This is a genomic window from Bremerella sp. P1 (assembly GCF_028748185.1).
Lineage (GTDB): Bacteria > Planctomycetota > Planctomycetia > Pirellulales > Pirellulaceae > Bremerella.
The window spans coordinates 81,075-106,631 of record NZ_CP118164.1 but is presented as its reverse complement, the minus strand read 5'-3'; the positions used below and the strand labels follow the sequence as shown (position 1 = coordinate 106,631).

The 25,557-nt window shown below is 56.9% G+C and carries 27 protein-coding genes and 1 tRNA gene; 14 read left to right on the top strand and 14 right to left on the bottom strand.

Annotated elements, in window-relative coordinates; translation table 11 throughout:
* The first annotated feature begins 20 nt into the window (after positions 1-20).
* Positions 21-407, top strand: a complete 387-nt coding sequence (locus PSR63_RS00460; protein WP_274329784.1) for a hypothetical protein — start codon at positions 21-23, stop codon at positions 405-407.
* Between the two features lie 204 nt (positions 408-611).
* Positions 612-785 (top strand): hypothetical protein, encoded by a 174-nt coding sequence (locus tag PSR63_RS00455; RefSeq protein ID WP_274329783.1) that lies wholly within the window; start codon positions 612-614, stop codon positions 783-785.
* A 13-nt stretch (positions 786-798) separates the two neighbouring features.
* Here PSR63_RS00455 and PSR63_RS00450 read toward each other — a convergent pair whose 3' ends face one another.
* Both PSR63_RS00450 and PSR63_RS00445 read right to left on the bottom strand, forming a co-directional pair.
* Positions 799-1,212 carry a nucleotide pyrophosphohydrolase gene (locus tag PSR63_RS00450; RefSeq protein WP_274329782.1) on the bottom strand — a complete coding sequence of 138 codons (414 nt, stop codon included), beginning with the start codon at positions 1,210-1,212 and terminating at the stop codon, positions 799-801.
* 102 nt (positions 1,213-1,314) lie between these two features.
* The gene (locus tag PSR63_RS00445; RefSeq protein ID WP_274329781.1) at positions 1,315-2,058 is read right to left on the bottom strand and encodes a hypothetical protein; all 744 of its coding nucleotides are present in this window, start codon (positions 2,056-2,058) and stop codon (positions 1,315-1,317) included.
* A 205-nt stretch (positions 2,059-2,263) separates the two neighbouring features.
* Here PSR63_RS00445 and PSR63_RS00440 point away from each other — a divergent pair, with 205 nt between their 5' ends.
* From PSR63_RS00440 to PSR63_RS00425, 4 genes are all read left to right on the top strand, one after another.
* Entirely contained in the window at positions 2,264-2,737 is a 474-nt protein-coding gene (locus PSR63_RS00440) for a MarR family winged helix-turn-helix transcriptional regulator (protein WP_274329779.1), read from the top strand.
* Positions 2,734-4,014 carry an efflux RND transporter periplasmic adaptor subunit gene (locus PSR63_RS00435; protein WP_274329777.1) on the top strand — a complete coding sequence of 427 codons (1,281 nt, stop codon included), beginning with the start codon at positions 2,734-2,736 and terminating at the stop codon, positions 4,012-4,014. The genes PSR63_RS00440 and PSR63_RS00435 overlap by 4 nt, the downstream gene beginning before the upstream one ends.
* A 51-nt stretch (positions 4,015-4,065) precedes the next feature.
* Complete coding sequence (locus PSR63_RS00430) at positions 4,066-7,629, top strand: efflux RND transporter permease subunit (RefSeq protein WP_274329776.1); 3,564 nt, start codon at positions 4,066-4,068, stop codon at positions 7,627-7,629.
* A 128-nt stretch (positions 7,630-7,757) separates the two neighbouring features.
* Positions 7,758-8,018 carry a hypothetical protein gene (locus PSR63_RS00425; RefSeq protein ID WP_274329774.1) on the top strand — a complete coding sequence of 87 codons (261 nt, stop codon included), beginning with the start codon at positions 7,758-7,760 and terminating at the stop codon, positions 8,016-8,018.
* 37 nt (positions 8,019-8,055) lie between these two features.
* Here PSR63_RS00425 and PSR63_RS00420 read toward each other — a convergent pair whose 3' ends face one another.
* Both PSR63_RS00420 and PSR63_RS00415 read right to left on the bottom strand, forming a co-directional pair.
* A complete protein-coding gene (locus PSR63_RS00420; RefSeq protein ID WP_274329773.1) occupies positions 8,056-8,400 on the bottom strand; it encodes a hypothetical protein in 345 nt (114 codons plus the stop codon).
* A gap of 137 nt (positions 8,401-8,537) precedes the next feature.
* Positions 8,538-8,867, bottom strand: a complete 330-nt coding sequence (locus PSR63_RS00415) for a hypothetical protein (protein ID WP_274329771.1) — start codon at positions 8,865-8,867, stop codon at positions 8,538-8,540.
* Between the two features lie 253 nt (positions 8,868-9,120).
* Between PSR63_RS00415 and PSR63_RS00410 the strand changes: the two genes are divergently transcribed.
* From PSR63_RS00410 to PSR63_RS00400, 3 genes are all read left to right on the top strand, one after another.
* Positions 9,121-9,192: transfer RNA gene (locus PSR63_RS00410), tRNA-Cys, on the top strand.
* Positions 9,193-9,836: 644 nt separating this feature from the next.
* The gene (locus PSR63_RS00405; protein ID WP_274329769.1) at positions 9,837-10,469 is read left to right on the top strand and encodes a response regulator; all 633 of its coding nucleotides are present in this window, start codon (positions 9,837-9,839) and stop codon (positions 10,467-10,469) included.
* Positions 10,470-10,609: 140 nt separating this feature from the next.
* Entirely contained in the window at positions 10,610-11,962 is a 1,353-nt protein-coding gene (locus PSR63_RS00400; protein ID WP_274329767.1) for a mandelate racemase/muconate lactonizing enzyme family protein, read from the top strand.
* A 231-nt stretch (positions 11,963-12,193) separates the two neighbouring features.
* Here PSR63_RS00400 and PSR63_RS00395 read toward each other — a convergent pair whose 3' ends face one another.
* Together PSR63_RS00395 and mnmA are read right to left on the bottom strand one after the other, a co-directional pair.
* A complete protein-coding gene (locus tag PSR63_RS00395; RefSeq protein WP_274329765.1) occupies positions 12,194-12,613 on the bottom strand; it encodes a hypothetical protein in 420 nt (139 codons plus the stop codon).
* A 232-nt stretch (positions 12,614-12,845) separates the two neighbouring features.
* Entirely contained in the window at positions 12,846-13,970 is a 1,125-nt protein-coding gene (gene mnmA / locus PSR63_RS00390; protein ID WP_274329763.1) for a tRNA 2-thiouridine(34) synthase MnmA, read from the bottom strand.
* Between the two features lie 204 nt (positions 13,971-14,174).
* Here mnmA and PSR63_RS00385 point away from each other — a divergent pair, with 204 nt between their 5' ends.
* Positions 14,175-16,295 carry a prolyl oligopeptidase family serine peptidase gene (locus tag PSR63_RS00385; protein WP_274329761.1) on the top strand — a complete coding sequence of 707 codons (2,121 nt, stop codon included), beginning with the start codon at positions 14,175-14,177 and terminating at the stop codon, positions 16,293-16,295.
* Positions 16,296-16,353: 58 nt separating this feature from the next.
* Here the strand turns inward: PSR63_RS00385 and PSR63_RS00380 are convergent, their stop codons facing one another.
* On the bottom strand, positions 16,354-16,941 hold the full coding sequence (locus tag PSR63_RS00380; RefSeq protein WP_274329759.1) for a hypothetical protein: 588 nt from the start codon (positions 16,939-16,941) through the stop codon (positions 16,354-16,356).
* Between the two features lie 150 nt (positions 16,942-17,091).
* Here PSR63_RS00380 and PSR63_RS00375 point away from each other — a divergent pair, with 150 nt between their 5' ends.
* Positions 17,092-17,727, top strand: a complete 636-nt coding sequence (locus PSR63_RS00375) for a hypothetical protein (protein WP_274329757.1) — start codon at positions 17,092-17,094, stop codon at positions 17,725-17,727.
* Positions 17,728-17,785: 58 nt separating this feature from the next.
* Here PSR63_RS00375 and PSR63_RS00370 read toward each other — a convergent pair whose 3' ends face one another.
* From PSR63_RS00370 to glyA, 3 genes are all read right to left on the bottom strand, one after another.
* A complete protein-coding gene (locus tag PSR63_RS00370; RefSeq protein ID WP_274329755.1) occupies positions 17,786-18,304 on the bottom strand; it encodes a hypothetical protein in 519 nt (172 codons plus the stop codon).
* 9 nt (positions 18,305-18,313) lie between these two features.
* Positions 18,314-18,847, bottom strand: coding sequence for a hypothetical protein (locus PSR63_RS00365; RefSeq protein WP_274329753.1), 534 nt, complete (start codon positions 18,845-18,847; stop codon positions 18,314-18,316).
* 162 nt (positions 18,848-19,009) lie between these two features.
* The gene (glyA, locus tag PSR63_RS00360; protein WP_274329751.1) at positions 19,010-20,263 is read right to left on the bottom strand and encodes a serine hydroxymethyltransferase; all 1,254 of its coding nucleotides are present in this window, start codon (positions 20,261-20,263) and stop codon (positions 19,010-19,012) included.
* A 222-nt stretch (positions 20,264-20,485) separates the two neighbouring features.
* Here glyA and PSR63_RS00355 point away from each other — a divergent pair, with 222 nt between their 5' ends.
* Positions 20,486-20,842 (top strand): DUF4190 domain-containing protein, encoded by a 357-nt coding sequence (locus PSR63_RS00355; protein ID WP_274329749.1) that lies wholly within the window; start codon positions 20,486-20,488, stop codon positions 20,840-20,842.
* Between the two features lie 8 nt (positions 20,843-20,850).
* On the opposite strand, the gene PSR63_RS00350 is transcribed toward PSR63_RS00355, so the two are convergent.
* The 3 genes from PSR63_RS00350 to PSR63_RS00340 form a co-directional block, all read right to left on the bottom strand.
* A complete protein-coding gene (locus PSR63_RS00350) occupies positions 20,851-21,981 on the bottom strand; it encodes a hypothetical protein (protein ID WP_274329747.1) in 1,131 nt (376 codons plus the stop codon).
* Between the two features lie 50 nt (positions 21,982-22,031).
* Complete coding sequence (locus PSR63_RS00345) at positions 22,032-22,358, bottom strand: thioredoxin family protein (protein ID WP_274329746.1); 327 nt, start codon at positions 22,356-22,358, stop codon at positions 22,032-22,034.
* Positions 22,359-22,448: 90 nt separating this feature from the next.
* On the bottom strand, positions 22,449-23,174 hold the full coding sequence (locus PSR63_RS00340) for an SDR family oxidoreductase (protein WP_274329744.1): 726 nt from the start codon (positions 23,172-23,174) through the stop codon (positions 22,449-22,451).
* Positions 23,175-23,379: 205 nt separating this feature from the next.
* On the opposite strand from PSR63_RS00340, the gene PSR63_RS00335 reads away from it, so the two are divergent.
* Positions 23,380-24,222 carry an enoyl-ACP reductase FabI gene (locus PSR63_RS00335; protein WP_274329742.1) on the top strand — a complete coding sequence of 281 codons (843 nt, stop codon included), beginning with the start codon at positions 23,380-23,382 and terminating at the stop codon, positions 24,220-24,222.
* Between the two features lie 74 nt (positions 24,223-24,296).
* Here the strand turns inward: PSR63_RS00335 and PSR63_RS00330 are convergent, their stop codons facing one another.
* Positions 24,297-24,572, bottom strand: coding sequence for a hypothetical protein (locus tag PSR63_RS00330; RefSeq protein WP_274329741.1), 276 nt, complete (start codon positions 24,570-24,572; stop codon positions 24,297-24,299).
* 276 nt (positions 24,573-24,848) lie between these two features.
* On the opposite strand from PSR63_RS00330, the gene PSR63_RS00325 reads away from it, so the two are divergent.
* Positions 24,849-25,355: a CBS domain-containing protein gene (locus tag PSR63_RS00325; RefSeq protein WP_274329740.1), complete on the top strand. Its 507-nt coding sequence runs from the start codon at positions 24,849-24,851 to the stop codon at positions 25,353-25,355.
* Positions 25,356-25,557: the final 202 nt, after the last annotated feature.

The following is a 25,557-nucleotide window of genomic DNA, read 5'->3' as shown; positions in this document are numbered from 1 at the left end:
GAATCGAAGGAATCGCGGGCATGTCGTCTGCCGAGGATCAAAACCCGTTCGAGTCGCCGACCAGCGTTAACGAGCAGGATGATCCTGTAGAATCGATTGTCCACTTGGTCCGACTGGCTTGGCTGTTACCGGTCGTCGGCTTTCAGCTGTTCCTAGGGGTGTTTCTGATGGCGATGTTCGGGCTTTCGACGTCGCTTAACTTTTTGATGCCCATTGGTGTCTTGCTTTGCCTGGTGGGCGGCGTCGTATTTACGATCTACGGCATGTATTGGGCGCGAAAGTATCACTCGATCCTGTGGCACGTGGCCGGCGGACTGGTGGCCAACGCGTCGTTGGTGATCGCGTTGGGCGGTGTCCTCTATGCCGCTTGGCTATTGATTGGCATGAACGTTCCCGAACCCGTTTGATGGCCGCTCGCGAGACTTTCAGTTGTGATGCATGAGGAAGATGCCAATCCGTTCGCGTCGCCTAGCGAGGTGTCAGCACCGAATCTGTCGAAGAAGCAATTTGACGTGATACTTTGGAGAGTCCGCCTAGCCTGGATCTTTCCTTCGGTTGCGGTCGTACTCATTGGGATAGGTATCGTTATTCATGCGTTGAGGAACGAACCGATGCATATCGCGCTGATGATTGCGATTCTCAGTTGCATGGCGTGTGGTGTCGCATATTCCGCTTATTCCACGGTCATGGCCTGGTCAATTCCCGAGATTCAAGGACATGCCGCCATTGGAATGATCGTCAACATTCTGTTGGTCATCGCGGTATGCGGAGGGGTATTTTCCTGAAGGAAGACCCCTCCTACTGCTTCGGCGGGTCCTCTTTCCCATACCGCCCCTTGAACTCATCGGCCGGGTACTTGGCCACATTCTTCTTCATCTTCTCGCGCATCAGCGTGGCCACGTCAAAGTCCATCTCGTTGCACAGGGCCATTGCGTAGCACAGGACGTCGGCGATCTCTTCGCCGATGGCGGCACGCTTGTCGGCTTCCATGTCGGCACGCGAAGCTTCCACGGTGATCCACTGGAAGTGTTCCATCAGTTCGGCCGCTTCGATGGCCAGGGCCATGCTGATGTTTTTGGGGGCGTGGAACTGATGCCAGTCGCGTTCGGCGACGAAGTGCGAGACCATGTCGCGTAGCTGAGCGACCGGAGTTGCGGCATCATCAGAGATAGCGTTGATGCGTGCTTGCAGAGATTGCGGCTGATCGGTCACGAGCGAAGTCCTCTTCTCATCCTGGGTCATGCCGAGGAGGAACGACCCTCGGCTGCGTGACTCATGATTGAACAGTTCTCGTCCGCTTTCAACCGGGCGGGACTAGCGAGTCGTGGTCTCGTCGGTCTTGGTCGCTCGCAAACCGAGCAGACGACAGGCAAAGATCGGGGACAGGCTCGGATCGATCGTAGCGACTTCCGGCTGCGAGATTCCCGGCGAATCGGTTTCTTCGTCAAACACGCGAGCAAAGACTGGTTCAACCGGTTTGCGGGCCTCTGGGGCGACCTCTTCCTTTTCTTTCTCGGGGGTTTCCGAGACCGATGGAGCCGCCTGGGTGAATCGCGATTGGCCCTTCGGAGCCGCTGCCGTTTGCGCTAACTCAGGGGCACTCGAGTAACGGGATGGCTTGCTTTGTGGTGTGGGAACCGTAACCACTTCTTCGTGACTAACCGTTCGCGACGACATTTCAGGGCCGATTACGACGTTCGGGCTCGACCAATTGACCGGATCGGCTTTTTCGGCTTCCGAGGCCGAAGGTTGCGGTTGAGCCGCAATTTGTGGCTTGTCGGCTGGCTTCTCACTAGCGGTAACAGAAGATGGTTTGGGCTCTGCGGTTACCTCTTGATCGATCGGGGGCAGGCGACGAAGGCCGTTATCTTCCGGCTTTTGCTGCGTTTGTACCATGGCAGGCGTTGGTGGATTCGAGGTCGACCAGCGAGACTCGCTCGCGTCTTGCCCCCAAGTGGTTTGCACTCCCCCAAACAGCAACGTGGCAGCAACTAAGTGCGCGGAAAGTCGCGATAAGCAAACTCGAGATTTCGATTGTTGGCTTTGGATGAGCGTCATGGTCGCCCCCTACTCTGCGTTACATCCTTACTTTCAGCGCACGGCGCAAGTCACCGCGTCACGGGTTTCATCGTCAATTGATCCTCGAGAGTTTAACGATTGTAGGAATCGCACCGCGTGATAGCAGTTTTTGCTTGACCAGCGGATGCATCGGTCACCATAATTCCTTAGGCAGCCTAACTAAGTACCGTAATTGACTTGTCTTATGACGTACGACTTCCATGCCAGCACCGGCTATTGGGTAACGCTCGCGGCACATCACTATCAACAACACGTTGATGCCGAGCTGCGTCCCTTCGGGATTACCTTCCGCCAGTTTCAGGTCATTGCCTGGCTGAAATATGAAGGCCCGCTCACGCAAAGCGAGCTTGCTCGGCGGATGACGATCGAGCCCCCTACCCTCGCCGGCATCATGACGCGCATGGAGTCCATGAATTGGATCGTGCGTGCGAGCTGCGATACCGATCGCCGCAAAAAGTTCCTGGATGTAGGACCTGCGGCGGAGCCGGTTTGGGAAAAAATCGTCGCCGTGCTGAACAAGGTGCGCGAGCAGGCCACCTGCGGCATGTCCCCAGACGAAGTCGAAAAGTTACATGGCCTACTCAGCAAAGTCCTCCTCAATCTGGGCGAGACCGCCCAGCCTGCCCGTCACGAAGAAACCTCGGCAAGTTCAACATGAAAAAGACCAGCCCCATTGCCGCTCTTGTTTGCGGACTCATCATCACCTGCTCCCTTTCCACCGCTTGGGCCCAGGGACCGAGTCGAGATGCTCCGGTTCGAGCCGTACCGATCGAGCAGCGCGAGATCGCTTCGTACAAAACATTCGTCGGCACAGTGCATCCCTCGAAGCATGCGATCCTGGGCAGCGCGGTCGATGGACGTGTGGTTGAGTTCAACTTCGAAGAAGGCGATTTCGTCAAAGCGAACGAGCCGGTTGCTCAGCTTCTGATCAACACAATTTCGCTGCAGCGCGATGCGGCCAAGGCGGAACTGGACGTTCGCCAGGCGGAACTCGAAGAACTTGAGAATGGTACCAGGCCGCTGGAAGTCCAGCAGATGGAAGCCCGGATGTTGGCTGCCCAATCGCGCAAGGACTATATGAAATTACGGCGTGATCGAGCTGTGGAATTGTATGAAAAACGGGGCGTGACCTCGAAGGAAGTCTACGACGAAGCTGTTTCTGCCGCCGATGCCGCAGAGCAGGAATACATGGACGCGCAGAAGGCGTACGAGCTGGCTGCCGAAGGGCCTCGAAAAGAACAAATCAAGCAGGCCAAAGCACGTGTTGCCGTGCAAGAGGCGATCGTTCAAGAGCTGAACGATCGGATCAACAAGTATACCATCCGGTCGCTGTTTGACGGTTACCTCGTGAAGAAGTCAACCGAGATCGGGGCGTGGGCTAACAGCGGTGGAGCGATTGCCGAAGTGGCCAAATTGGACGAAGTCGATGTCGTCGCCAATGTGCCCGAACAAGACATCCCGTATGTTCGCGTAGGCCGCGAGGTGCAAGTCGAAGTCTTTGCTTACCCAGGTCGTAAGTTCCCCGGCAAGGTCGTCGCGGTCATTCCCCAGGCCGACATTCGCGCTCGTACGTTTCCCGTCAAGGTGCGTGTTCCGAACCAGTTCGACGACAACCAGCCGGTGCTTAAGGCCGGCATGATGGGGGACGTTATGCTGCAAACGAGTGAAACGAAACTCGCCTTGCTGGTACCTAAAGATGCCGTCGTGCTCAATCGCGGGTCGAAAGTCATTTACGTGGTAGCTCCGACCGAACAAGGTCAGATCGCCAAAATGGTGCCGGTGAAACTTGGCATTCAAGATGGAAGTGATATCGAAGTCATCGGCGAGATCGAGCCAGGCATGAATGTGGTGACGCACGGCAACGAACGCCTGCGTCCTGGTCAACCGATCACCGTATTGCCCGCGGCTGCCACCGCAAGTGCCGGCGGTCGTTAAGCACCCTGCCCTCCTCGTTTTCCCCTGCTCTCCTCAGATGAAGCCAATTCGATGATCCAGTTTTTCCTGAACAATCCGGTAAAAGTCTCCGTGGGAGTGCTTCTGGTGGCCCTGTTCGGAATCGTCGCGCTTTGGCGAATGCCGATGGCTTTGACCCCGGAGGTCGAGACCCCCACGATCTCGATTGAAACGAAGTGGCCGGGAGCGAGCCCGCAGGAAATCGAACAAGAGATCGTCGTCGAGCAGGAAGAACAACTCAAGAGCGTCGAAGGCATCCGCAAGATGACCTCCGAAAGCAGCGACTCGCAGGCCAAGATTACCCTTGAGTTCCTCGTGGGAACCAACATGGACGAGGCCCTGCTCAAGGTGAACAGCCGACTCGCCCAAGTACCGGATTATCCCGAAGATGCCGATCAGCCGGTGATCTCGACGGCTAACTCTTCGGACCGCCCGATCGCCTGGTTTGTGCTCAGTGCCCGGCGTCCTTCGGAAGAACAATACGCGGAGATGCGGAAGAGCTATCCGGAACTTAGCGAGGTGATCGACGAGGTCCAGTACGCGCCTAACATCGGCGTTCAAATGCTGAAGCTCCGCCGTGCGGCAGAAAAGCACGCCGAGTTTCAAGAGCTGATGCCGCCGGAATCGCTCGACATTCAAACCCTCAAACGATTTGCCGAAGACGAAATTGAAGCCCGCTTCGAACGCGTCAAAGGCGTATCGCAGTCGAACGTGATCGGTGGCCTGGAAGACGAGATCCAGGTGATCGTCCACCCTGAACGACTGGCCGCGCGTAGCTTGACGGTCTCGGACGTTCGACGCGTGCTGTCCGGTCAGAACGAAGACACCTCGGCTGGTGACTTCTGGGAAGGCAAGCGGCGCTGGGTGGTTCGGACCTTGGGCCAATTTCGTACGCCGCAGCAGGTCGAGAATCAGCTCTTGGCCGTTCGCGACGGGGTGCCTGTGTATGTGCGGGATATTGGTGAAGTGCAGCACGGCTACAAGAAGCCTACCGGCATCATGCGACGTTTTGGTGAATCGGCCATTGGTATCAACTGCGTGCGTGAAACCAATGCCAACGTGCTGGACGTGATGGATGGCTTGCGGCAAGTTCGTGCGGAACTGGACGAAGGCTTGCTCAAGTCACGCGGCCTGCAACTGGTTCAGGTTTACGACGAAACCGACTACATCTACTCGTCGGTCGACTTGGTTCGGCAGAACATCTTCATCGGTGGTGCGTTGACGATTTGCGTGCTAATGCTGTTCTTGCATCTGGGTGCTCGTACGCTGCTGCTGATTCCTCCAGCGATGGCGTTGGCGATTGCTTCCGCGACGGTCAGCGGCTGGTTGTTTGTTCCGTGCTTGATTCTGCTGATCACAGCCGGCTTCTGGTTTGCCCGTGGTGCCCTGGTGGTAGCGCTGGCGATTCCGACCAGTATCGTCGGCACGTTTTTGATTCTCGGCATCTTGGGGCGATCGCTCAACGTAATTAGCTTGGCCGGACTTGCGTTTGCCGTCGGGATGCTGGTCGATAACGCGGTCGTGGTGCTCGAGAATATTTATCGTCACTACCAGATGGGTGATCCCCCGTTGAAAGCGGCCTTAAAAGGGACGCAGGAAGTGTGGGGCGCCGTGTTTGCTTCTACGGCGACAACCGTGGCTGTGTTTTTGCCAATCGTATTCATTCAAGAAGAAGCGGGGCAGTTGTTCCGAGACATTGCCTTGGCTATCAGTGCGGCCGTCGCGCTTTCGTTGGTCGTATCGATGTCGGTGATTCCGACAGCTGCCTCGCGACTCTTCCATCGCACCCCGAAAGGAAAACGGGGCGTCAACGATCAACCAGGCAACAAGGCCTCGCAATCGGCTTCGGGAATCGAAGCAGGTATCGGCACCGCAGGCAGTAAAACGATCGAGACCATTGTGAGTCTCAATCGCTGGTTGATGGGGAGCGTGACCAGGCGAATTGCCATCATCACGTTGATTCTGGCCTGGACGGTAGGTGTCAGTTGGGCCCTGTGGCCGAAGGTCGAATACCTTCCGACCGGCAACCGAAACCTGGTCTTTGGGATTCTCCTGCCTCCGCCTGGTTACAACATCGATCAGCTGATGAGCTTGGGCGAAACGGTGGAAGAAGAACTGCGTCCCTACTGGGATGTCGACCCGAACGATCCGGCTGTGCAGAATGCCAAGTACCCCGCGATCAGCGACTTCTTCTTCGTCGCGCGAGGCCGGCAGGTCTTTATGGGGCTAAGAACGTACGACGACCAACGCTGCGGCGAACTGGTTCCCCTGGTTTCCAGTGTGGGAGCCAAGCTGCCGGGAACCTTCGCGGTCGCCAAGCAGTCGAGTCTCTTCGAACGTGGTCTCACCGCAGGCCGTACGATCGAAATTGAAATCACCGGGCCAGAACTCGAAAAGCTTGTCGAGTTGGGTGGTGAGATGTTGATGCGAGTCAAAGGTGCCGGACCGTTTGCCGGCAAGGGGCTGATCCCCGAAGCCCAGGTTCGGCCTGTGCCAAGTTTGGACCTTTCCAGCCCGGAACTGCATATCGAGCCCAAGCTCGTTCAGGCTGCGGAAATGGGGATCAGCAGCGCTGACTTAGGCTATACGGCCAATGCACTGATCGACGGTGCCTACTCCGGCGACTATTTCCTCGAAGGCAAGAAGATCGATCTGACCATCATGGGCGAGACCGACTTTGCCGACAGCACGCAAAAGATTGGTGCGTTGCCGATCGCGACCCCGGGCGGAGAGCTCGTGCCGTTGGCGGCACTGGCCGACGTCAACATCAGCAGCGGTCCGGAACAGATCAATCACCGAGAGCGTCTCCGCTCGATCACGATTGAAGTCTCCCCTCCCGAGGCGATGCCGCTGGAAAACGCGATGCTGATGATCTCCAATCAGTTGGTCGCCCCAATGGCTGACGAAGGAAAAATCCCGGATGGGTATCGTGTTGGGCTTTCAGGTACGGCCGACAAGTTGACCGACACCTGGCAAGCTCTGTGGGTGAATGTTGTCCTGGCGCTGGTGATCACGTACCTGTTGATGGCGGCCCTGTTTGAATCGTGGGTTTATCCCTTCGTGATCATCCTGTCCGTTCCACTGGGGGCAGTCGGCGGCGTGATGGCCCTAGCACTCTTGAACCTGTTTTACTTTCAGGCATTGGACGTGCTGACGATGCTCGGGTTTGTCATTTTGATTGGGACGGTGGTCAACAATCCGATTCTGATTGTGCACCAGGCGCTCAATCATATGCGGGAAGATGGGATGGACTTGAACGAGTCGGTCTTGGCCAGCGTCCGTTCGCGTGTTCGCCCTATTTTTATGACCACCATGACCACCGTTTTGGGCCTGATGCCGCTGGTGTTATTCCCAGGATCGGGAAGCGAGCTGTATCGCGGGCTGGGTAGCGTGGTATTGGGGGGGCTCTTGGTATCGACGTTCTTAACGCTGATTCTGGTGCCGAGCCTCTTTAGCCTGACGGTGGAAACCTATGAATCGCTGGTTTCCCCCTGGCGGCGTGATGAAGAGGACGACGAGCCGTCCGATGGCCTTTCAGGCGATGGTTTCGAGTCGGAGCCCCAGCCGGAATATGCAGCCGCCCCGGGCCATCAATGATCGGTCCCGTAGCCCAGCGGGGCTTGCCAAAGCAGGTAAAATGTTCCGACGTCTGGTTTTGCGGCCCTGTCGGTTCTGGTTAAACTAAAGATCTCGTTGACCGCTCAATTCGCTTGCAGGAATTCTCCATGCCAAAGCTTCGCCTGATCCTCGTACTTCTCACGCTGATGTCTCTCGACGTGATTGCGAACCCTGTCTTCGCGCAAGCTGCTGAAGAAGAGGAAGGCAAGAGCTGGGTGCTGAACTATATCGTTGTCGTTCTCAGCGTGGTCCTGGGGATTATCGTGGTTGGCTATGGTACCAACCGCGAAACCGAGGAAGAACGCCGACGTGAACGCCAAGAGGCGAAAGAGAAAGAAGAGCGGCTGAAGAAGCTCGAACAGGGCTAGGCCGGTTCTCTCTCAAGCTCAGGCAAGCCACTAGGCGTTACGTCGCCATCGTTGCCTGAGCGTCTTCCGAAGTGCGTCCGAACGCACCGATCAATCGCACGACTTTGCGTCCGACGACCTCAGTCGATTCACATGCGGCCGCGGCTTCGCACACTTCTCCGGCTTTCACCGCCAGTTCGTCGTAGCCGTACACATCGCAGCAGCGATGGATGAAATGGCTGGTGCGGCCGACTTCGGCCATGTTGCCTTCGCTGATGGCCAGCAGAAGTTGATCCAGCCGAGGTGTCAGTCCGTCGAGAAACGCTTGAACGCGAACCCCATTGAGGGCCAGGCGTTGGTTGATCTTTCGCAGGTCGGGAAGCGAATTTTGGGTAGGATTCATCGGTCGCCTCGCATGGCATGAGTGGTGAGCGATCTCTCTAGTGGAGACCTTTGCGAAATCGGCAACGGGGAAGAGGTTCGATTGGCGAGACCTGCCTGATCTATGAAAAAAGATGCGATCTGCGTGAAGGCTAACGATTATGCCGCTTTTCGGGGCAGTATTTGAGGCACGGCCGTTGGTTCGCGCTGAATGAGATCCTGGGCAATAAGCCGCTCTAAAATCGTGTCGAGCAGTTGTTGGCGTCGGGCGGAAGAAACCTCTCGGCCTGCCTCGTCGAGATTGTCGAGGTACTGACGCACCGTTTGCCGTAAACGGGCACGTTGATACCCTTCGGCCAGTGCATGCTGCGAAGTGCCAGCAGACGAATTGACTCTTTCTCGGGCAATTTCGGTCAACTGACGAACCGCTTGGTTGACGATTCGGTCATTCCTAGTGAAACTGCTGACCCAAGCTAATAGATGTCGCACGGGAAGAATCCTTTCTTCGATCCAACTTCAACGATGGAAGAGATGTCCATCCACGAAATAAAAGATCGAATGCCTGATAGCGATCACGGCAGTTATTTGTCGAGGGTTTGGTTCTTACTAGCTGGTGAAAGCTTGCCAGATATTAAGAAATTCGGTGAAGAGGAAGGGCTGAAGCTTCCGATACCATTGTCAAAGTCAGCGAATTTGGAATAATCAGACCAATCGCTAATGATCGCCCAGTTGCGATTTTTAAGGCGCCGTGGCCAAGTGGCTAAGGCAGCGGATTGCAAATCCGCCATCGCCGGTTCGAATCCGGCCGGCGCCTCTTTCTTTTATTCTGCGTAGACTGCCTGGCTTGCCGATGGCAGTTTCTTCTTTAGCGCAGCGCGACGTACACCGTCGCCCAGTCTTTTGCCCATTGGGAAGATATCCGGTTTGGCATACATCAACTGAATTTGATTTTCCAACGCGAAGTAAATTCCGGTTTTTTGGTTGACACCCCTTTGCGGTATCTACGCAGAGACCGATAGATATCTCAAGATAGATCGAGCAATACTCATTAGTTGGATGGAGTGTCCAGTGCGGCGATTCCGCAAGCGGTTTGCCGTAAGTGGTTAGAGCTTCCTGGTTTTTTAACAGTACCTCGTGAGATCATCCTTCACATGTGGGTCCAAGCCCTAGCAATTTTTGTGGGTTAAGTTAATCTATCTCTAGCGGGTGGTGTGGTTAACAGCGCATGGCACTTGTGGGGTATCAGAGGTGAGCGCAAGGTTTTTTTCGTAAAACGCGCACCGATGACTGCCCAGATACAGGGCAAACCTAGATGAAACCGTATCGCGAACTGCTTTCGGCCAGGAAGTAGTTCCGGCACTACGAGGATGAAATGGGCAGCATATTCATCTCGTGTGTTGATGTTCGATTCTTCATCAGAATCCATGGTGCGGCATACTAAGAGACTTGGAGTAATCGATGGCAATTCGAGTATTAGTTGCGGACGACCATGAAGTGGTACGTTGCGGACTGAAGACACTGGTAGCAGACAGTGACATTGAAATTGTCGGCGAAGCATCGACGGGCGATGCGGCGATCGCATTGGTCGACGAAATCAAGCCAGACGTGGTGCTTCTCGACATTCGTATGCCAGAAGGGGATGGCTTGACGACGTTGGGGCGTCTCAAGCTCGATCATCCAAATCTGGCGATTCTCGTTCTTTCCACCTACGATAACCCGACGTATGTCGCCCGTGCTGTTGCTTTGGGTGCCAGCGGTTATGTTCTCAAGGGTGATCCGCGAGATCGTCTGCTGGACGCGATTCGCACGGCTAATCGTGGCGAAAATGCCTGGACTCGCGACGAGCTTCGCCGCGTTACCGGTGCCTTGGCAACGCCCCGTCTTAATGCCGATGTGGAAGTTCCGCTGACGCAGCGCGAAAGCGAAGTGCTTCGCCAGTTGGCCCTGGGATTGACCAACAAAGAAATCGCCCAGGCACTGCACATCAGCTACGAAACGGTCAAGGAACACGTCCAGCATATCCTGCGCAAGGTGGGTGTGTCGGATCGTACGCAAGCTGCGGTTTGGGCAGTTCGCAAAGGGCTCGTGTAGCGGCACATTCGTTTTTCGTGCCCTCTTGGGTATCGCGAGATACCATCTGCGAAACGTTTCAGGTGACGTGGCCCGTTTTCACGTCACCTGTCAGCGTTTAGGATGGGTGGCTCCTTCCTCCTTTTGCCAGGAAAGCCACCATGACTAAGCCCACCGATATTGTCGTTCGCGACGTTAAGCCGTCGACGGAAACCATTCAGTACCGTACCCCGATGAAGTTTGGGGGACGTGTCGTTACCGACGTTACTCTCTTTAACGTCGAGATCACCGTCGAAACCAAAAGTGGCAAGATCGGCCAAGGCTTTGGCTCGATGCCCATGGGTAACGTTTGGGGATGGCCTTCTCAACAGGTGGAAGGTAGCCAGACGCTGGCCGCGATGATCGAAGTTGCCGAACGGTTCTCGGCCGAGGCCGGTAAGCTGAACGAGGCCGCGCACCCGCTGCAACATGCCCGCTCGCTGCACGAGCCGCTGATGGGAATCGGCAAGCAACTGGAAACCGAGTTTTCTTTGCCTGAGGCGATCCCGCCGTTGGCCTTGCTGGTCGCCGGAAGCCCGATCGACGCAGCCATTCATGATGCCTACGGCAAAGCGTTGGGACTCAACAGCTACAACACCCTGGGCAAAGAGTTCATCGAGGAAGATCTTTCCGGCTTCTTGAACGAGGACTTCGCCGGTGAGTACCTCGATCAGTACACAACCCGCGAGCCGCAGCCCACGATGCCGCTGTACCACCTGGTCGGTGCGCTCGATCCGCTGGACCATGACGAACTCACCCAGCCGGTCGGCGATGGCCTGCCAGAAACGCTGGCCCAGTGGATTGTGGCCGATGGTCTGACTCATCTGAAGATCAAGCTCAATGGAGATGACATCGACTGGGACGTTGCCCGGGTCGCCAAGATCGACAAGGTCGCGACCGCTGCCCAGTCGCAGCGCGGCGTGACGTCGTGGTTCTACTCCCTGGACTTCAACGAGAAGTGTGCCAGTGTGCAGTACGTGCTCGACTTCCTGGCCAAGCTGGCGGAGGTCAGCCCTTCGGCCATGGACCGCGTGCAGTACATCGAACAACCGACCCATCGTGATTTGCGGAAGCATCCAGAAAACAAGATGCACGCGGCCGCCAAGATCAAGCCGGTAGTCATCGACGAATCGCTGATCGATCTCGACACGCTCTTCCTTTCGCGCGAGCAAGGCTACAGCGGTGTGGCTTTGAAAGCATGCAAAGGCCACTCCGAGGCTTTGCTGATGGGAGCCGCGGCCCAAAAGTACAAGCTGTTTCTGTGCGTGCAGGATCTGACCTGCCCAGGGGCATCGTTCCTGCACTCCGCCAGCATCGCGGCTCGCCTGCCCACGATCGCCGCCATCGAAGGAAACGGTCGCCAGTACTGCCCTGCCGGCAACGACGGCTGGCGAGATCGCTTCCCTGCCATGTTTAACATCACCGACGGCACCGTCGGCACCGGCGTCCTCACCGGCCCTGGCCTGGGCTTCTAAATAAGGTCTAGTGATAGAGGTCAGAAGAAGAGAAGGAGTAACCACGGATGACACGGATAAATACAGATAGGATCAGTCAACGAAGTCGACTCGGAAAAATCCATCCGTGACTATCCGTGTCATCCGTGGTTAGATTTCTCTCTGCTCAGTGGCTAGGTCCTCTTCGAAACAAAAACAGGACGAACATTTCTGCTCGTCCTGTTTCGTGTGATTCGATTATCGCTGGTCAGCTTAGAACTGGCGAGGACCACCGGTCGTTGGAGCGGCCGACGTGTTGTAGTAGGTGTGCTGGGTAGCGTCCCACGAGACGTTCGACTGGTGAGCTGAGTAGCGGTACATCATCGGGACGGCGTTGGCCGATGGACGCAGGTTGTTGATGCCGTACCACTGCTGCGAGAACATGCGAGCGCGGCGAGCCGAAGCGGTCAGTTCCGCACGACGACGGCGTGCAGCGGATGGATCTTCATAGCGTCGCAGCTCTTGCAGGTAGAACCACATTTCTGGGGTCGCATTGCCCAGCGAAGGAACGTCTTCGACGCTCAGTGGCTTCTTTTCTTCGTTTGCGTCGACCACCTTCAGCTCTTGAGCATTGACCTGCGAGGTCAGGGCAACGATGGCCAAAACGAACGTGAAGGGAATGAGCTTGGTCATTGGGTATCTACTCCAGAATATGGTTGTCGTCGCAACGTTACCGCAGGCAGCGCTCACACCAAAGCGGCAACTGAGCACGCGTACGTCTTCTAGAGTCGGCCAGAAAGGGCCTGAATCATCGGCAAAATCGAGATTTCCCTCGCCCGTTTCACATCCAGCTCGTTAAGCTCGAACCAGCTTTCCTGCTTTGCCAGATGCTTTGATAGCATTGCATCTGGTGTGGCCGGGGTCCTTACTCGATCCAGCCGCCGCCCAGGACGGTGTCGCCATCGTAACAGACAACCGCCTGACCCGGGGCAACGCCGTTGCGTGGCTCGTCGAAGGTCACCGCAATGCGTCCCTCCGGAAGCATCTTCACGGTGGCCGGCAGCGCCGGGCTGTTGTAGCGGATCATCGCGTCGCAGCGGAACTCGTCCGACTTCGGCTCGACGAGCCAGTTGCAGTTATTGGCCGTCAGCTCGGCACAGCCAAGTTCTTCGATCTTCCCCAGCACGACGCGGTTTTCGACCGGGTCGATCTTCACGACGTAATGTGGCTCGCCCAAAGCGATGCCGAGGCCTTTTCGCTGACCGATAGTGAACCGCTCGATGCCGTCGTGCTGCCCGACAATGCTTCCATCGGTCAGCACAAAGTCGCCAGCCGTTTCGGCATTAGGGCGTCGCTGCTTCACAAACTGATCGTGCTTGCCGCTGGTTACGAAACAGATTTCCTGGCTGTCCTTCTTATCGGCCACACGCAGACCGGTCTCGCCGGCCATCGCGCGGATTTCATCTTTCTGGAAATCACCCACCGGCAGCAGCATCCGCTTGAGGTAGTCCCGTTGAATGCCAAACAGCACGTACGTTTGATCCTTGCCAGGATCGACGCCGCGAACCATCCGCGGAATGCCGTCCGGCTCATCGGAAGGAACCAGCTTAGCGTAGTGTCCCGTCGCGACGTACTCGGCCCCGACACTGTTAGCGTAGTCGAACAGCTTGCCGAATTTGATCCAGTTGTTGCACATCACGCACGGGTTTGGGGTACGACCGCGGATGTACTCGTCGGCGAAGTACTCCATGATCTGGCCGAACTCTTGCTGCAGATTCAGCGCGTAGAATGGAATGTCCATTCGATCGGCTACCCGGCGGGCATCGGCTGCGTCGGAAGCACTGCAGCAGCCTTGCTTGTGATCGGCTCGCTGGTTGAGAATCTGCAGCGCGGTCCCGCCACCAGGAGCATCGAGCTTGCACTCCGCCACCGGGCTCTCTTCGCCATGGCGCATGAAGACCCCAATGACTTCGTGACCGTCACGCTTGAGCAAATGGGCGGCGACACTACTGTCGACACCCCCGGACATAGCTAAAACTACGCGAGCCAATGCTTCTCCACCTATTCAATTACCATCAATTCCCATCATTTTAGAAAATGCCCCCTTCTTCGAGACACCCCCAACGGCGGCGGGGATCCGCGAAATGATCAAATTTCGGCCAATTCGCCCAGGTTGCCACAAGGGTAGTCGCACGCGTACGATGGAACGCAGTACAAGATCCCCCAGGATATCCACGGAACATGGAGCTAGTTGATGCGTGCGATCCCCCTGCTTCTCGTTGGTTTGATCTCACTTCTTTTGCCTCACGGAGGAAACCTCGCTATGGCGCAAACGGCCGCGGAAACCACGTCTGATGACCCGAATCTATGGCTGGAAGACGTCACCGGCGAAAAGGCCCTCGATTGGGTCAAAGAGCAAAACAAAGAAAGCACCGCGAAGCTGACCGAGTCGGAAGGCTTTCAGCAGTTGGAAGACAAGATTCTCAAGATCCTCAACTCGAACGAGCGGATCCCCTTCGTCGTCAAGCGCGGCCCTTACTACTACAACTTCTGGCAAGATGGCGAGCACCCGCGTGGCTTGTGGCGCCGCACCACGCCGGAAGAATATGTGAAGGAAAATCCCGAGTGGGACGTCATCATCGATGTCGATGCCCTCGGAAAAGAAGAAGGCGAAAACTGGGTCTGGCACGGCGTCTCGATGCTGCGGCCTGACTATCGCCACGCAATGGTCAAGCTCTCGCGTGGCGGCGCCGATGCCGACATCAAACGCGAGTTCGACATGGAAACGCGTGAGTTCGTCGAAGACGGCTTCTACCTTCCAGAAGCCAAGAGCCGCGTCTCGTGGAAAGATAAAGACACCCTCATCGTCGGTACCAACTTCGGAGAAGGCTCGCTGACCGATTCGGGCTACCCCCGCATCGTCAAAGAGTGGAAGCGTGGCACCGAACTGTCCGAAGCCAAGACGATCTTCGAAGGCGAAAAGACCGACGTCAGTGTGACTGGCATCTACGATAAGACCCCTGGCTTCGAGCGTGAGTTCGTCAGTCGGGCGATCACCTTCTGGACCAGCAAGCTGTGGGAAGTGGTCGACGGCGAACTGGTCGAGATCGAAAAGCCGGACGACGCCGAAGTGAACGTCCACCGCGAGTGGATCTTCGTCCAGCCGCGCAGTTCCTGGGAAGTGGGCGGCAAGTCTTACGAGCCAGGTGCGTTGCTGGTCGGCAACTACGACGACTACATGCAGGGCAAACGCGAGTTCACCGTGCTGTTCGAGCCGACCGATCGCAAGTCGCTGGCGGGCTACAGCCCGACCAAGAATCACTTGATCGTCAACGAACTGGACAACGTTCGCAACAAGATCTACCTCTGGACGCCTGGCGAAGATGGCAAGTGGAAGAGCGAACCCCTGCCCGGCGTGCCGCAGTTCGGCTCGATCTCGGTAGGTGCGGTCGACGAAGAAGAGTCGGACGAGTTCTTCCTCACTATCACCGACTACACTCTGCCCACGACGTTGTATCTGGGTACCTGTGGCGATGCCAAGCTGCAGAAGCTGAAGTCGCTGCCGGCGTTCTACGATGCAACCGGGATGGTAGTCGAGCAGTTCGAAGCGACCTCGCAGGATGGCACCAAGATTCCTTACTTCCAGGTTTCGCACCAAGACCTGAAGCTCGACGGCAAGAACGCTACCCTGCTCTACGGTTATGGCGGCTTTGAAGTTCCGCTGACGCCCAACTACTCGGCGACCACCGGCACTGCATGGCTGACCGAAGGAGGCGTCTTTGTCGTGGCCAACATCCGCGGCGGCGGCGAGTTCGGCCCCAAGTGGCACCAAGCCGCGCTGAAAGAAAACCGCCACAAAGCGTACGAAGATTTTATCGCCGTGGCCGAAGATCTCATCGCTCGCAAGGTGACCACGCCGGAGCATCTCGGCGTGATGGGTGGTTCGAACGGTGGCCTTTTGACCGGCAACATGCTCGTGCTGCGGCCCGACCTGTGGGGCGCCGTCGTCAGCCAGGTTCCGCTGTTGGATATGAAGCGGTTTCATCTGCTGTTGGCCGGTGCCAGCTGGATGGGCGAGTACGGCAACCCGGATGAACCAGAAGAGTGGGAATTCATCCAAACGTTCTCGCCGTATCACCTGGTCAAGAAGGACGTGACGTACCCCAACACCCTCTTCACCACCAGCACCCGCGACGACCGCGTTCATCCCGGCCATGCCCGGAAGATGGTTGCCCGGATGAAGAAGATGGGTCACCCGGTTCTGTACTACGAGAACATCGAAGGGGGCCACGCCGGCGCCGCCGACAACAAGCAACGCGCCTTCATGACGGCCCTGACCTATGAGTTCCTCAAGCAGCAGCTGATGGGTAAATAAGCATCCGTCAAAACGGCCTGCCACCACATCCGGTCCCCTCTCCCCGCCGGGGAGAGGGCTAGGGTGAGGGGCTGTAAACCGGATCACCTTCTTGCTTCGCTCGCTCTGCTACGACCGAATAGGGATCCGATTCTTTCAGTCCGTGGAACAGGACATTGTCGAATTCGTCGATGATTCGGATTTCAACTCTGATCTTGGCGTCCTTTAAATCGACTCTCTTCGAGATGAAATTGTCACCAATAGCAATCCCACCACTGGCGGAGATGATCTCGTCTTCAATTAACTGTCCTTGAACCACTCTTCGTTTTTCGATCGACTCGACCGGTCCGTAGGACATGATCGGATATTTCCCTTTGCTGGATCGAATCGTGGCAATCGTGACATATCGGTGATCGGGGTGTGGTGGGAAATCGACTTCCCAAAAAATGAAAATCTCTTTGTCATTCTCCGGTACCCAGCGAACCTCGAACGCGTCCATCATGGCCGGGACGTAATCAGGGGCTGACTGTCGTTGATGGTAGTATTTGGCTTCGTCGTGCCGTGATTGGTACGCGATGAATGCGGCGATCATCGCGACGAATGTTAGTCCGATGATCATCGTTCGAAGTGAGAAACTAAGTCGGCTCTTCTTGGGTTGTTCGGGCATTGTCCCTGCGGCATTTCTATTCAAAAAAATTCGGCGCGCACTATCTTACGGAAGCGCTTCGCATCTATATTGCTCGTATCGTCCTCGGACCACTTCTCGGTCCGGGGCGACCATCAAATTCTTTCACTCACAATCGTAACGAGTAAAACCATGTCTTTCAGCAGCGGCGCACAATCCGATCCCCCTGGGTCGTTCTCGCAAGGGAACGCTCCGGGGGTCGTTGTGCGCGCTGGGAAGACCTACCTGTGCTCGGCTTGCGGGACACTGGTCGAGGTGCCGGCGGATGTGGTGGGGCAACTGGTGATTGCCGTGAATCATTCCCCGCCGGATGAGCCGCCGACGCCAGAACCCTCTCCGCCAGAACCACCGGCCGCCAGCGCTTTGACGAACGATACCGAAGGCTCGGCGGTTCCTGCTTCTACCATCACGCAGGCCGCACGATCCAAGGCCCCAAGTCCTTCGGCGGTTGTCAGGCCCAAGACGCCCTGCCCTGCTCGGCCCCGACGCCCCAAGCAGCCCAGACGGAACGCGTTCGCCGGCCAGACGATCGACGGCCTCCAGGTGCCGACCGCGAAAGAACTGGACCGCGCGCTGGCGTGGGTCTCGTTTCACCTGAAGGTGCTCGACCGGCAACACGCCGAACTCAAGCGGCTGAAGAAACTGCTCCAAGAACGTTCGCCGCAGAAACGATGTGCTCCGCGCAGGGCTGTCCCAGGGACGCATGCTTGCGCGAACGTGAGCACTACGCTTGTCGCCAGCCGAGCAAACGACCGCGGTCCACCGTGACCGATCGTCGGACATCACAAGTGATCCGGGTGCCACGCTTGGGCAGGATCAACCGTTACTACTGCTTCGCAGGAGCGTTTTGCTGCTGCGCTTTTGCGCGAGCCTCGCCGTACGTTTCCGACTCCTTCACGTCGTGAAATAGGACATTGCCGAACTCGTCTTCAATACGGATCTCGGCCCAGATCGTGGCGTTTCGTAAGACTTCCTCTGGGAGATCACTTTTGAAACCGCCTGCAAAGTCACGGCCGATGGTATTTCGCTTGCCTGGGGCAAAGTTGGTGTGCGGCCTGCCTGCCGTAAGCAGCCGTTTTCCGCGGTCGGACTTCACCGACATGATGAGAATATACTCGTGATCCGGATGCGGTGGGTAATTGATTTCGCACGACGCGACAAGCTCGGGCGGAGAATCCAACTCCCAATACACGTCGGTTGCATCCATCATGTCCAAGACATAGGACGGTGCGCGGTGCCGGCTAATGTCGCGGGGTTGGATATAGACCAGAAAAGCCGCCAACATCGAAACCAACGTGATGGCGATCACCAGCGTGAGCAGCGAATACTTGAAGCGAAAGGTCATGGGGGCGACTTAGGAAGGAGGAATGCCGGTTGAGCCTGAGTAGTTCTGTTTATTCAGTCTCGCCGAGGCCTCCTGATACGTTTCCGACTCCTTCACGCCATGATAGAGAACGCTGCCGGAGGAGTTCTCGATCCGGATCTCGGCCCAGACGGTAGCACCATCGAGGTCGATATCGGGGTAGTTGCGCGGGAAGACGTAGAAGCCTGACCGGCCAATTGGCTGTGACGCAGGGCCTACGGAGTTGATAATAAACCCACCGGCCGAACCAAAGAGCTTTTGCTGTTTGGTTTTGATCGACATGATGCAGTAGTACGTGTGGCCAGGCTGACGTGGGTAGTCGACCGTGCAAGTTCCCCCTAGCTCGCCGGGGAGCGAAACATCCCACTCGACGTCGGTCGCGTCCATCATGTCCACGGCATACGCGGGAGCCTGATGGCGGTCGAACGAACGCGGCGTTTGATAGACCAAGTATCCCGCCAAGGCTGAGATCAACGTGATAACGATGATCATCGTGCGAAGCGAGAATTTGAATGGGCTGGGCATGAGCGGATCGAGGGAGGAGTTGCTGTAGGGCCCGCGTGTCGCGGGTCGCGAAGCTTTAGTCAGGCATCCGACCCGCGACACGCGGGCCCTGCAAAAAATGCGTAGCCCCATGTCGGAGCTACGCACAGTGTAACACGCGTTGCTTAGCGATGCCTGTCGACTTTAGTGCAGTTCAACTGGTTGCCCTGGCACAGGGAACTGCTCGCACATCTTGGCGACTTCGCTGCGGATGCGGCCGTGGATGGCGGCGTCTTCAGGAGCTTTCAGCGCTTCCAGGATCCAGCCGCCGATGGTCTTCATCTCGTCGGTCTTCATGCCGCGAGTCGTCAGGGCTGGCGTTCCGATTCGTACGCCGCTGGGGTCCATTGGCTTGCGCTCGTCGAACGGGATCATGTTCTTGTTGACGGTGATGCCGCACGCACCCAGGGCGTTTTCAGCAGCCGTGCCGGTGGTGCCCACGGCGGTGACGTCGACCAGCATGAGATGGTTTTCGGTGCCGCCGGAGACGAGCTTCAGGCCGCCGGCCATCAGCGCGTCGGCCAGGGTCTTAGCATTGTCGACCACTTGCTGGGCGTACTGCTTGAACTCTGGCTGCAAGGCTTCCTGGAAGCAGAGGGCCTTGCCGGCGATGACGTGCATCAGCGGGCCGCCTTGCGTGCCGGGGAAGACATTGCGGTTGATCATTTTCTGGTGCTCTTCCTTGCACAGGATCAGACCAGAACGGGGGCCACGCAGCGTCTTGTGGCAGGTCGTCGTGACGAAGTCGGCGTACGGCACCGGGCTGTTGTGGATGCCGCCAGCGACCAGGCCGGCATAGTGAGCCATGTCGACAAACAGCTTCGCCCCGACATCTTCGGCGATCTCGGCGAACTTTTCGTGCGGGATCTCACGCGGGTAGGCGGAAGCACCGGCGACGATCAGCTTCGGCTTGTGTTCTTTGGCCAGCTTGGCGATCGTGTCGAAGTCCAAGCGGTGCGTTTCGCGATCGACGCCGTAGCTGATGAAGTTGTACAGAATGCCGCTGACGTTCAGCTTCATGCCGTGCGTCAGGTGGCCACCGTGGGCCAGGTCCAAGCCCAGGATCGTATCGCCTGGCTGAACGGCGGTCAGGTAGACGGCAAAGTTGGCCTGGCTGCCGGCGTGCGGCTGCACGTTGGCGTGCTCGGCACCGAACAGCTGCTTGGCTCGGTCGATGGCCAGTTGCTCGACCACGTCGACATGTTCGCAGCCGCCGTAATAGCGACGTCCAGGGTAACCTTCGGCGTACTTGTTGGTCAGCACGCTACCGACAGCCTGTTGGATGGCGGCGCTGGTGTAGTTTTCCGAGGCAATCATTTCGAGGCCGTCGGCCTGACGGACCTGTTCGGCTTCGATTGCTGCCCAAACTTCGGGATCGTTCTGCTTGATTAAGTTCATGCCAACGTCGTGGTTGAGACCTAGTGAGACCCCCAGAGCATACCCAAGCCCCGGAAAGAATATTGAATTGTCGGAAAGCGCCTCCACTTCGTCAACGGGCACAGATCCTGACGAAATCCATCAATACAGATATCGCAATCAGCACGCCAATCAGGCAAAATTAGGCTTGTCGGAGCGAAGTAGGTCTCCGATTGCCAGCTCATCTATGACAAAGGCCCAGCGATGAATGAATCGAATCCGTACAATTCGCCTGAACCAAACTTGGAATCGTCCGAAGGCGTCAAGCCGCTGGATACCTCCGGAGACGGCACGGGCGGTCTGATCCCCTATAAGAACCCGGCTGCTCTGGCCGCCTATTATCTGGCGATTGTCGGGCTTTTCCCCGTGATCGGCATCTTCGCCTCGATCCCGGCCTTCATCCTGGGGATCATGGGGCTCCGCAAGAAGGCCCAGAATCCAGCGGTCAAAGGATCGGTTCACGCCTGGATCGGGATCATCCTGGGGGGCTTGGCCACGCTGATGAATCTGTCGTGCATTGGGATGATCGTGTTTGGAGTGGTGAGCGACGCGACGCGGTAGCTGTCGGATTATTCGTCCGACATGCCTTTCCAGAAGATTTCGCAGTTGGGCAGTTCGGCTTGAAGTTTGTCCACACCTTCCTGAGTGACGCCGGTCCCTTGGAGGCCAAGTTCCTCGAGGGACTTGATCGAAGCCAGATGAACCAGGCCGGCATCGGTGATATTTCGGTTTTCGGACAGAACCAAGTGGATCAGATTGGGCATCGTGCTCAGCTCTGCCAGATCGTCATCCTTCACGTCATAGAAGTCGAAGCTTAGCCCTTCCAGGGTTTGGCACTTTGCAATTTCACGCAGCAAGAGCTTCATCTCGGCCTTGCTGTCTAATTCTCCATCGGGTTCAGCGAAGTAAAGTTCGATGGCTTTCAGCCGATGGTAGCCCTCGAACGAAGGCGGGTCATCGAAATCGATTTTCCTGGGACGCATGACGACAACGGTCGACTTTCCAGGGAAGGACTCGATGTCCTCCGAGTGAAGCGGTTCAATGGCCATCAGCCGATCGCCCCATTCCCAAAACTTTTCCCCGGTGAGCGAACGCAGCCAGTAGGGGCCAAACGGCTCCCACTCCAAATATAAAGTTTCGGTGGCGATGCCTGGGGGAACGATCACGCGAAGTTGATCCTGTTGAAGCCGATAGCGATAGGTGCCATATCCCAGCACACAGCTGATGGCTAGAAGAAATAAGGCGACGTTTCCCAGCGTGAAGCGATAGCCATATTTCTTAATGTGGCGATTGACGAGCCAGCCCAGTAGGAGCGATCCCAGAACGATCGCCACCATGTTCGCGGTGAGCTTCCACCAGGTGACTTCGGGATCACCTCCAATGCCCCAGGGACTCAATGGTTCTCCCCAATGGCTTTTGGACACAGGCTGCCCCAGGTGTTGTAGAAAACGAAGTGGCCAGCCGTGGACAACATTTTGTTCGTAAAAGAAGTAGTGCGGGGCTCCCAGCCCACCATCGAGAATTTGAGGGACGAGGACCGGTTCGCCGGGTACGTTGAGGAAGCTGCCAAACGCGAAGGCCAGCAGCGTGGACATGATCGCGCCCGCATGCCATCGGCGGCGCGGGGCAGTTGTTGGGGCGGCGGAGTCAGGCGAAACGCTGGTCACGTTAGAGTGAGTGGTTCGATCAGTGTGGGGCATCGGGCATCGCTCGAAGTGTAACGCAGCCTGACGTAGCGGTCACGCGTTTTTCACGGCTCCAGGAAGGCAGCCAGTTCCCTCGTGGCGGTATCGGCGGATGGGCGCACCAGTTGAGCGACCGGTTTTCCATCCTTCAGAAGGACCAGCGTCGGCCACAGTTTGACGCGGTACGATCGCCCCAGGGGTTTGCCTTTGCCGTCGGCGACGCGGATGTGCTGGACGTTGTCGGCCTCGCTTAGCAGTGAGTGCAGTGCCGGGGATACTTCCTGGCAGTAGGGGCACCAGTTGGCACCGAAGTCGAGTACGACCTTCCCTGTGGTTTGCCCGATGTCTTCCTTGGTGGGGGCGTCTTCGTGATATTCAGGATCGAACGACATGACGAGTCTCCATTGAGCGAGCAGTGATTCGCTCTCTCTGAGATTCACTGCTCGCGATTTGGTTACGGCGTCGCTAGGAAGAGTAAGCGTTTAAGTATATTCCTGTTTCGTCGGTTTGATAATCAGTTCTGCCACGTGAGCTCTAGCTGGCAGGTGGCATATCGACAGGACGACCTCACTAAAATCTTCCGGCTGAAGCATCCGGGCACGGTGCTCGGCCGTGGGCGCGGCGGGACGTTGTTCGAGGATCGGCGTTTCGACTTCGCCGGGGTAGATGTTGGTGATGCGGACCCCATCGGCGGCGACTTCGTTTCCGGCCGCAGTTCCCAGGGCGGTCATGGCAAATTTGGAAGCACAGTAGGCGATGCCCCCCAGGGCGTAGGCTCGTTTACCGGAGATCGACGAGATGTTGATGATCAGCCCATCCTTGCGTTGGCGCATCGGAGGCAGGGCCTCGTACATCAGGTTGTAGCCGCCGGTCGCGTTGATTTGCATGACCTGGTCCCACTGCTCTGGGGTCATTTCGGCCATGCTGCGGGTTTTGATGTTGATGCCGGCGGCGTTGACCAGGATATCGAGCGAGCCGAGGGTCTTCGAAACGAACTCGAACAGCCCCTTCACGCTGGCACGGTCCGAGACATCGACGCTGTGGCAGTGAATTTCGGCATCACTTTCGGCAGCGACCTGCTCGAGGACTTCAAATCGACGGCCAGCGATGGCGACCTTCGCTCCATCGGCGGCCAGCGACAGGGCAATTGCCTTGCCAATACCGGTACCACCACCAACAACCAGAGCGACTTTTCCTTCAAGCGACATGGGCCAGCGCCTTCCTTATCAATAGTTTGGATTGCAATTTTGGGGTATTTCGGCTGCTATAGACCTTGGCGTAAACGAGTGCCGATTGGGTCGCCTTTTGCGGCAGGCCGAATGTCGTTATCCTAAACGCTGCGCGATTTTGAGAAAATCGGTCGCGTGACATTCATCAATTCCGCGAAGACATGTTTCCCCAGGGTAGAGAACGATGGGACTATTCACTGGTAAAAAAGGCCTGATCGTTGGCGTAGCGAACGGAAATTCGATTGCCTGGGGGATCGCCCAGAAAATTATGGAAGAAGGGGGCGAGTGCGGTTTCACTCACCTGCCAGACCGTGAAGACGATGCACGAAAGAAGAATCGTCGCCGCGTTTCGCAGCTGACCGACAACTACGAGCAGGCCAAGTTCCTGGTTCCGTTGGACGTTCAGTCGGACGAAAACATCGCCGAAGTGATCAAGACGACCGAAAGCGAGCTGGGCAAGATCGACTTCCTGCTGCACTCGGTGGCGTTCGCTTCGCTGGATGACCTGCGTGTGCCGACCGTTGAGTGCAGCCGCGAAGGCTTCAAGATGGCCATGGACATCAGTGCTTACAGCCTGATCGCCCTGACCAATGCAGCTCGGCCGATCTTGAACGAAGGGGCTTCGGTCTGTGCGATGACCTACTTTGGCGGCGAAAAAGCGGTGCCTGGCTACAACATGATGGGCGTCTGCAAGGCGGCTCTGGATAGCATCGTGAAGTACCTTTCGTTCGACATGGGCGAGTACAACGTCCGCGTCAACGCGATCAGTGCCGGCCCGCTGAAGACCTTGGCCAGCAGTGCCGTGGGGGCGAAGGAAATGCTCGACCTGTACGCGGCCGTTTCGCCACTGAACCGCAATATCACGATGGAAGAAGTCTCGAACGCCGGGGCCTTCCTGCTGTCGAACCTGGCTGGCGGTATCACCGGCGAGATCATGCATGTCGACGCCGGTTACAACATCATGGGCAGCCCTGGTCGCATGGCGACCCAGTTCAAGGCGATGCAGGATCAGTTGGAAGGCAAATAACGCCAATCCAGTTGCGATAGACCCAATAAAAAACGCCGCGATCATTCGCGGCGTTTTCTGTTGGCGTGTGCACGTTAGGCTGGCGAGGGGAACTTGCTTCGCAGAAAGATCTTCTCCCAGAAGTTCGCCGGTCGCAGACGCGGATCGTCCGGGGCGATACGGTGGCTCTTCCCACGTCGGGTGCGGCAAGTAATGCCATCGGCCTCTACGCTTTCAACAATCCAATACTTGTCTACCGCGTAGGTGTAGTATTCCCCGCGAGACTCCGGCTCGATGTCGTGAGCCCTGGGACCAGGACTCGTGGTGTGTTTAGTCTTCGTATAGACGACCACATCGCCGGGGCGAATCATCGAAATAGTCTCCGAGTTAAGGCCACGAATAGGGAGCATCTTCCTGAAAAACTCCCTATTTCAAGGGTATCGCGTGTTTTATAAGCCGTCAATCTGAACCTTTTTTCACAAAGTATTTCCCAGAAAAGGCATGGGAGTTGCGACCTTCTTAACCACTCGTTTTTGTCAGGCGTAACAAAAAAGGGTGGAAAATTTAGCTTTCTGTCCGGTAGAATGAAGGTCTCGTCTGACATTGCTGCGTGGTCTTAACCCCACTTCTCGCAGGAGGAACTTTGCATGTCGATTCCGACTTCGACACATGCGCCTACCGCACCGACGCTAACGGCGCGCGACTTCATGGCTACCAAGTTGATTACCCTCAGCCCGGATGAGGACGCCTTGGCCGCCATCAGAAAACTGTTGCACTATCGGATTTCCGGCGCTCCGGTGGTGGACAGTGAAGGAAACTTTTTGGGGATCTTTTCCGAAAAGACTTCGATGCGTTTTCTGTTAGACGCCGCCTATTCGCAGCTTCCCTCGAACCGTGTCGGGGCATTCATGAACACCGACATCGCTCGGTTGATCACTGCCGATACCGATTGGCTTAGCTGCGCCCAGATCTTTCTATCCACTCCTTATCGTCGACTGCCGGTTCTGGAAGGGACCAAGCTGATCGGTCAGGTAAGCCGTCGCGATTTGCTCAACGCCGCGATGCAAATGATCGATAAACGCGATAAGCGGAGCGGGAAGTTCGTCATGTACTTCAGTGCATTGATGGAACAAAACGACGCTCCGGTCGATTAGTTCTCGCCAAGCTTGAGCGAACACGAAGGCCCGCAAGCCGTCGAACTTGCTATGGTTCGACGGCCGGGTTCGCTTCTCACGATGACGGTCCTCTGCACCCTATATCTCGGGTTGGTGGCGACCGATTTCCCGTTAGCCTCATCATTGGGCAGAGTGGCTCGTTACCCATCGCCCCATTACCGGTTCTTATAGTGTTGGCTAC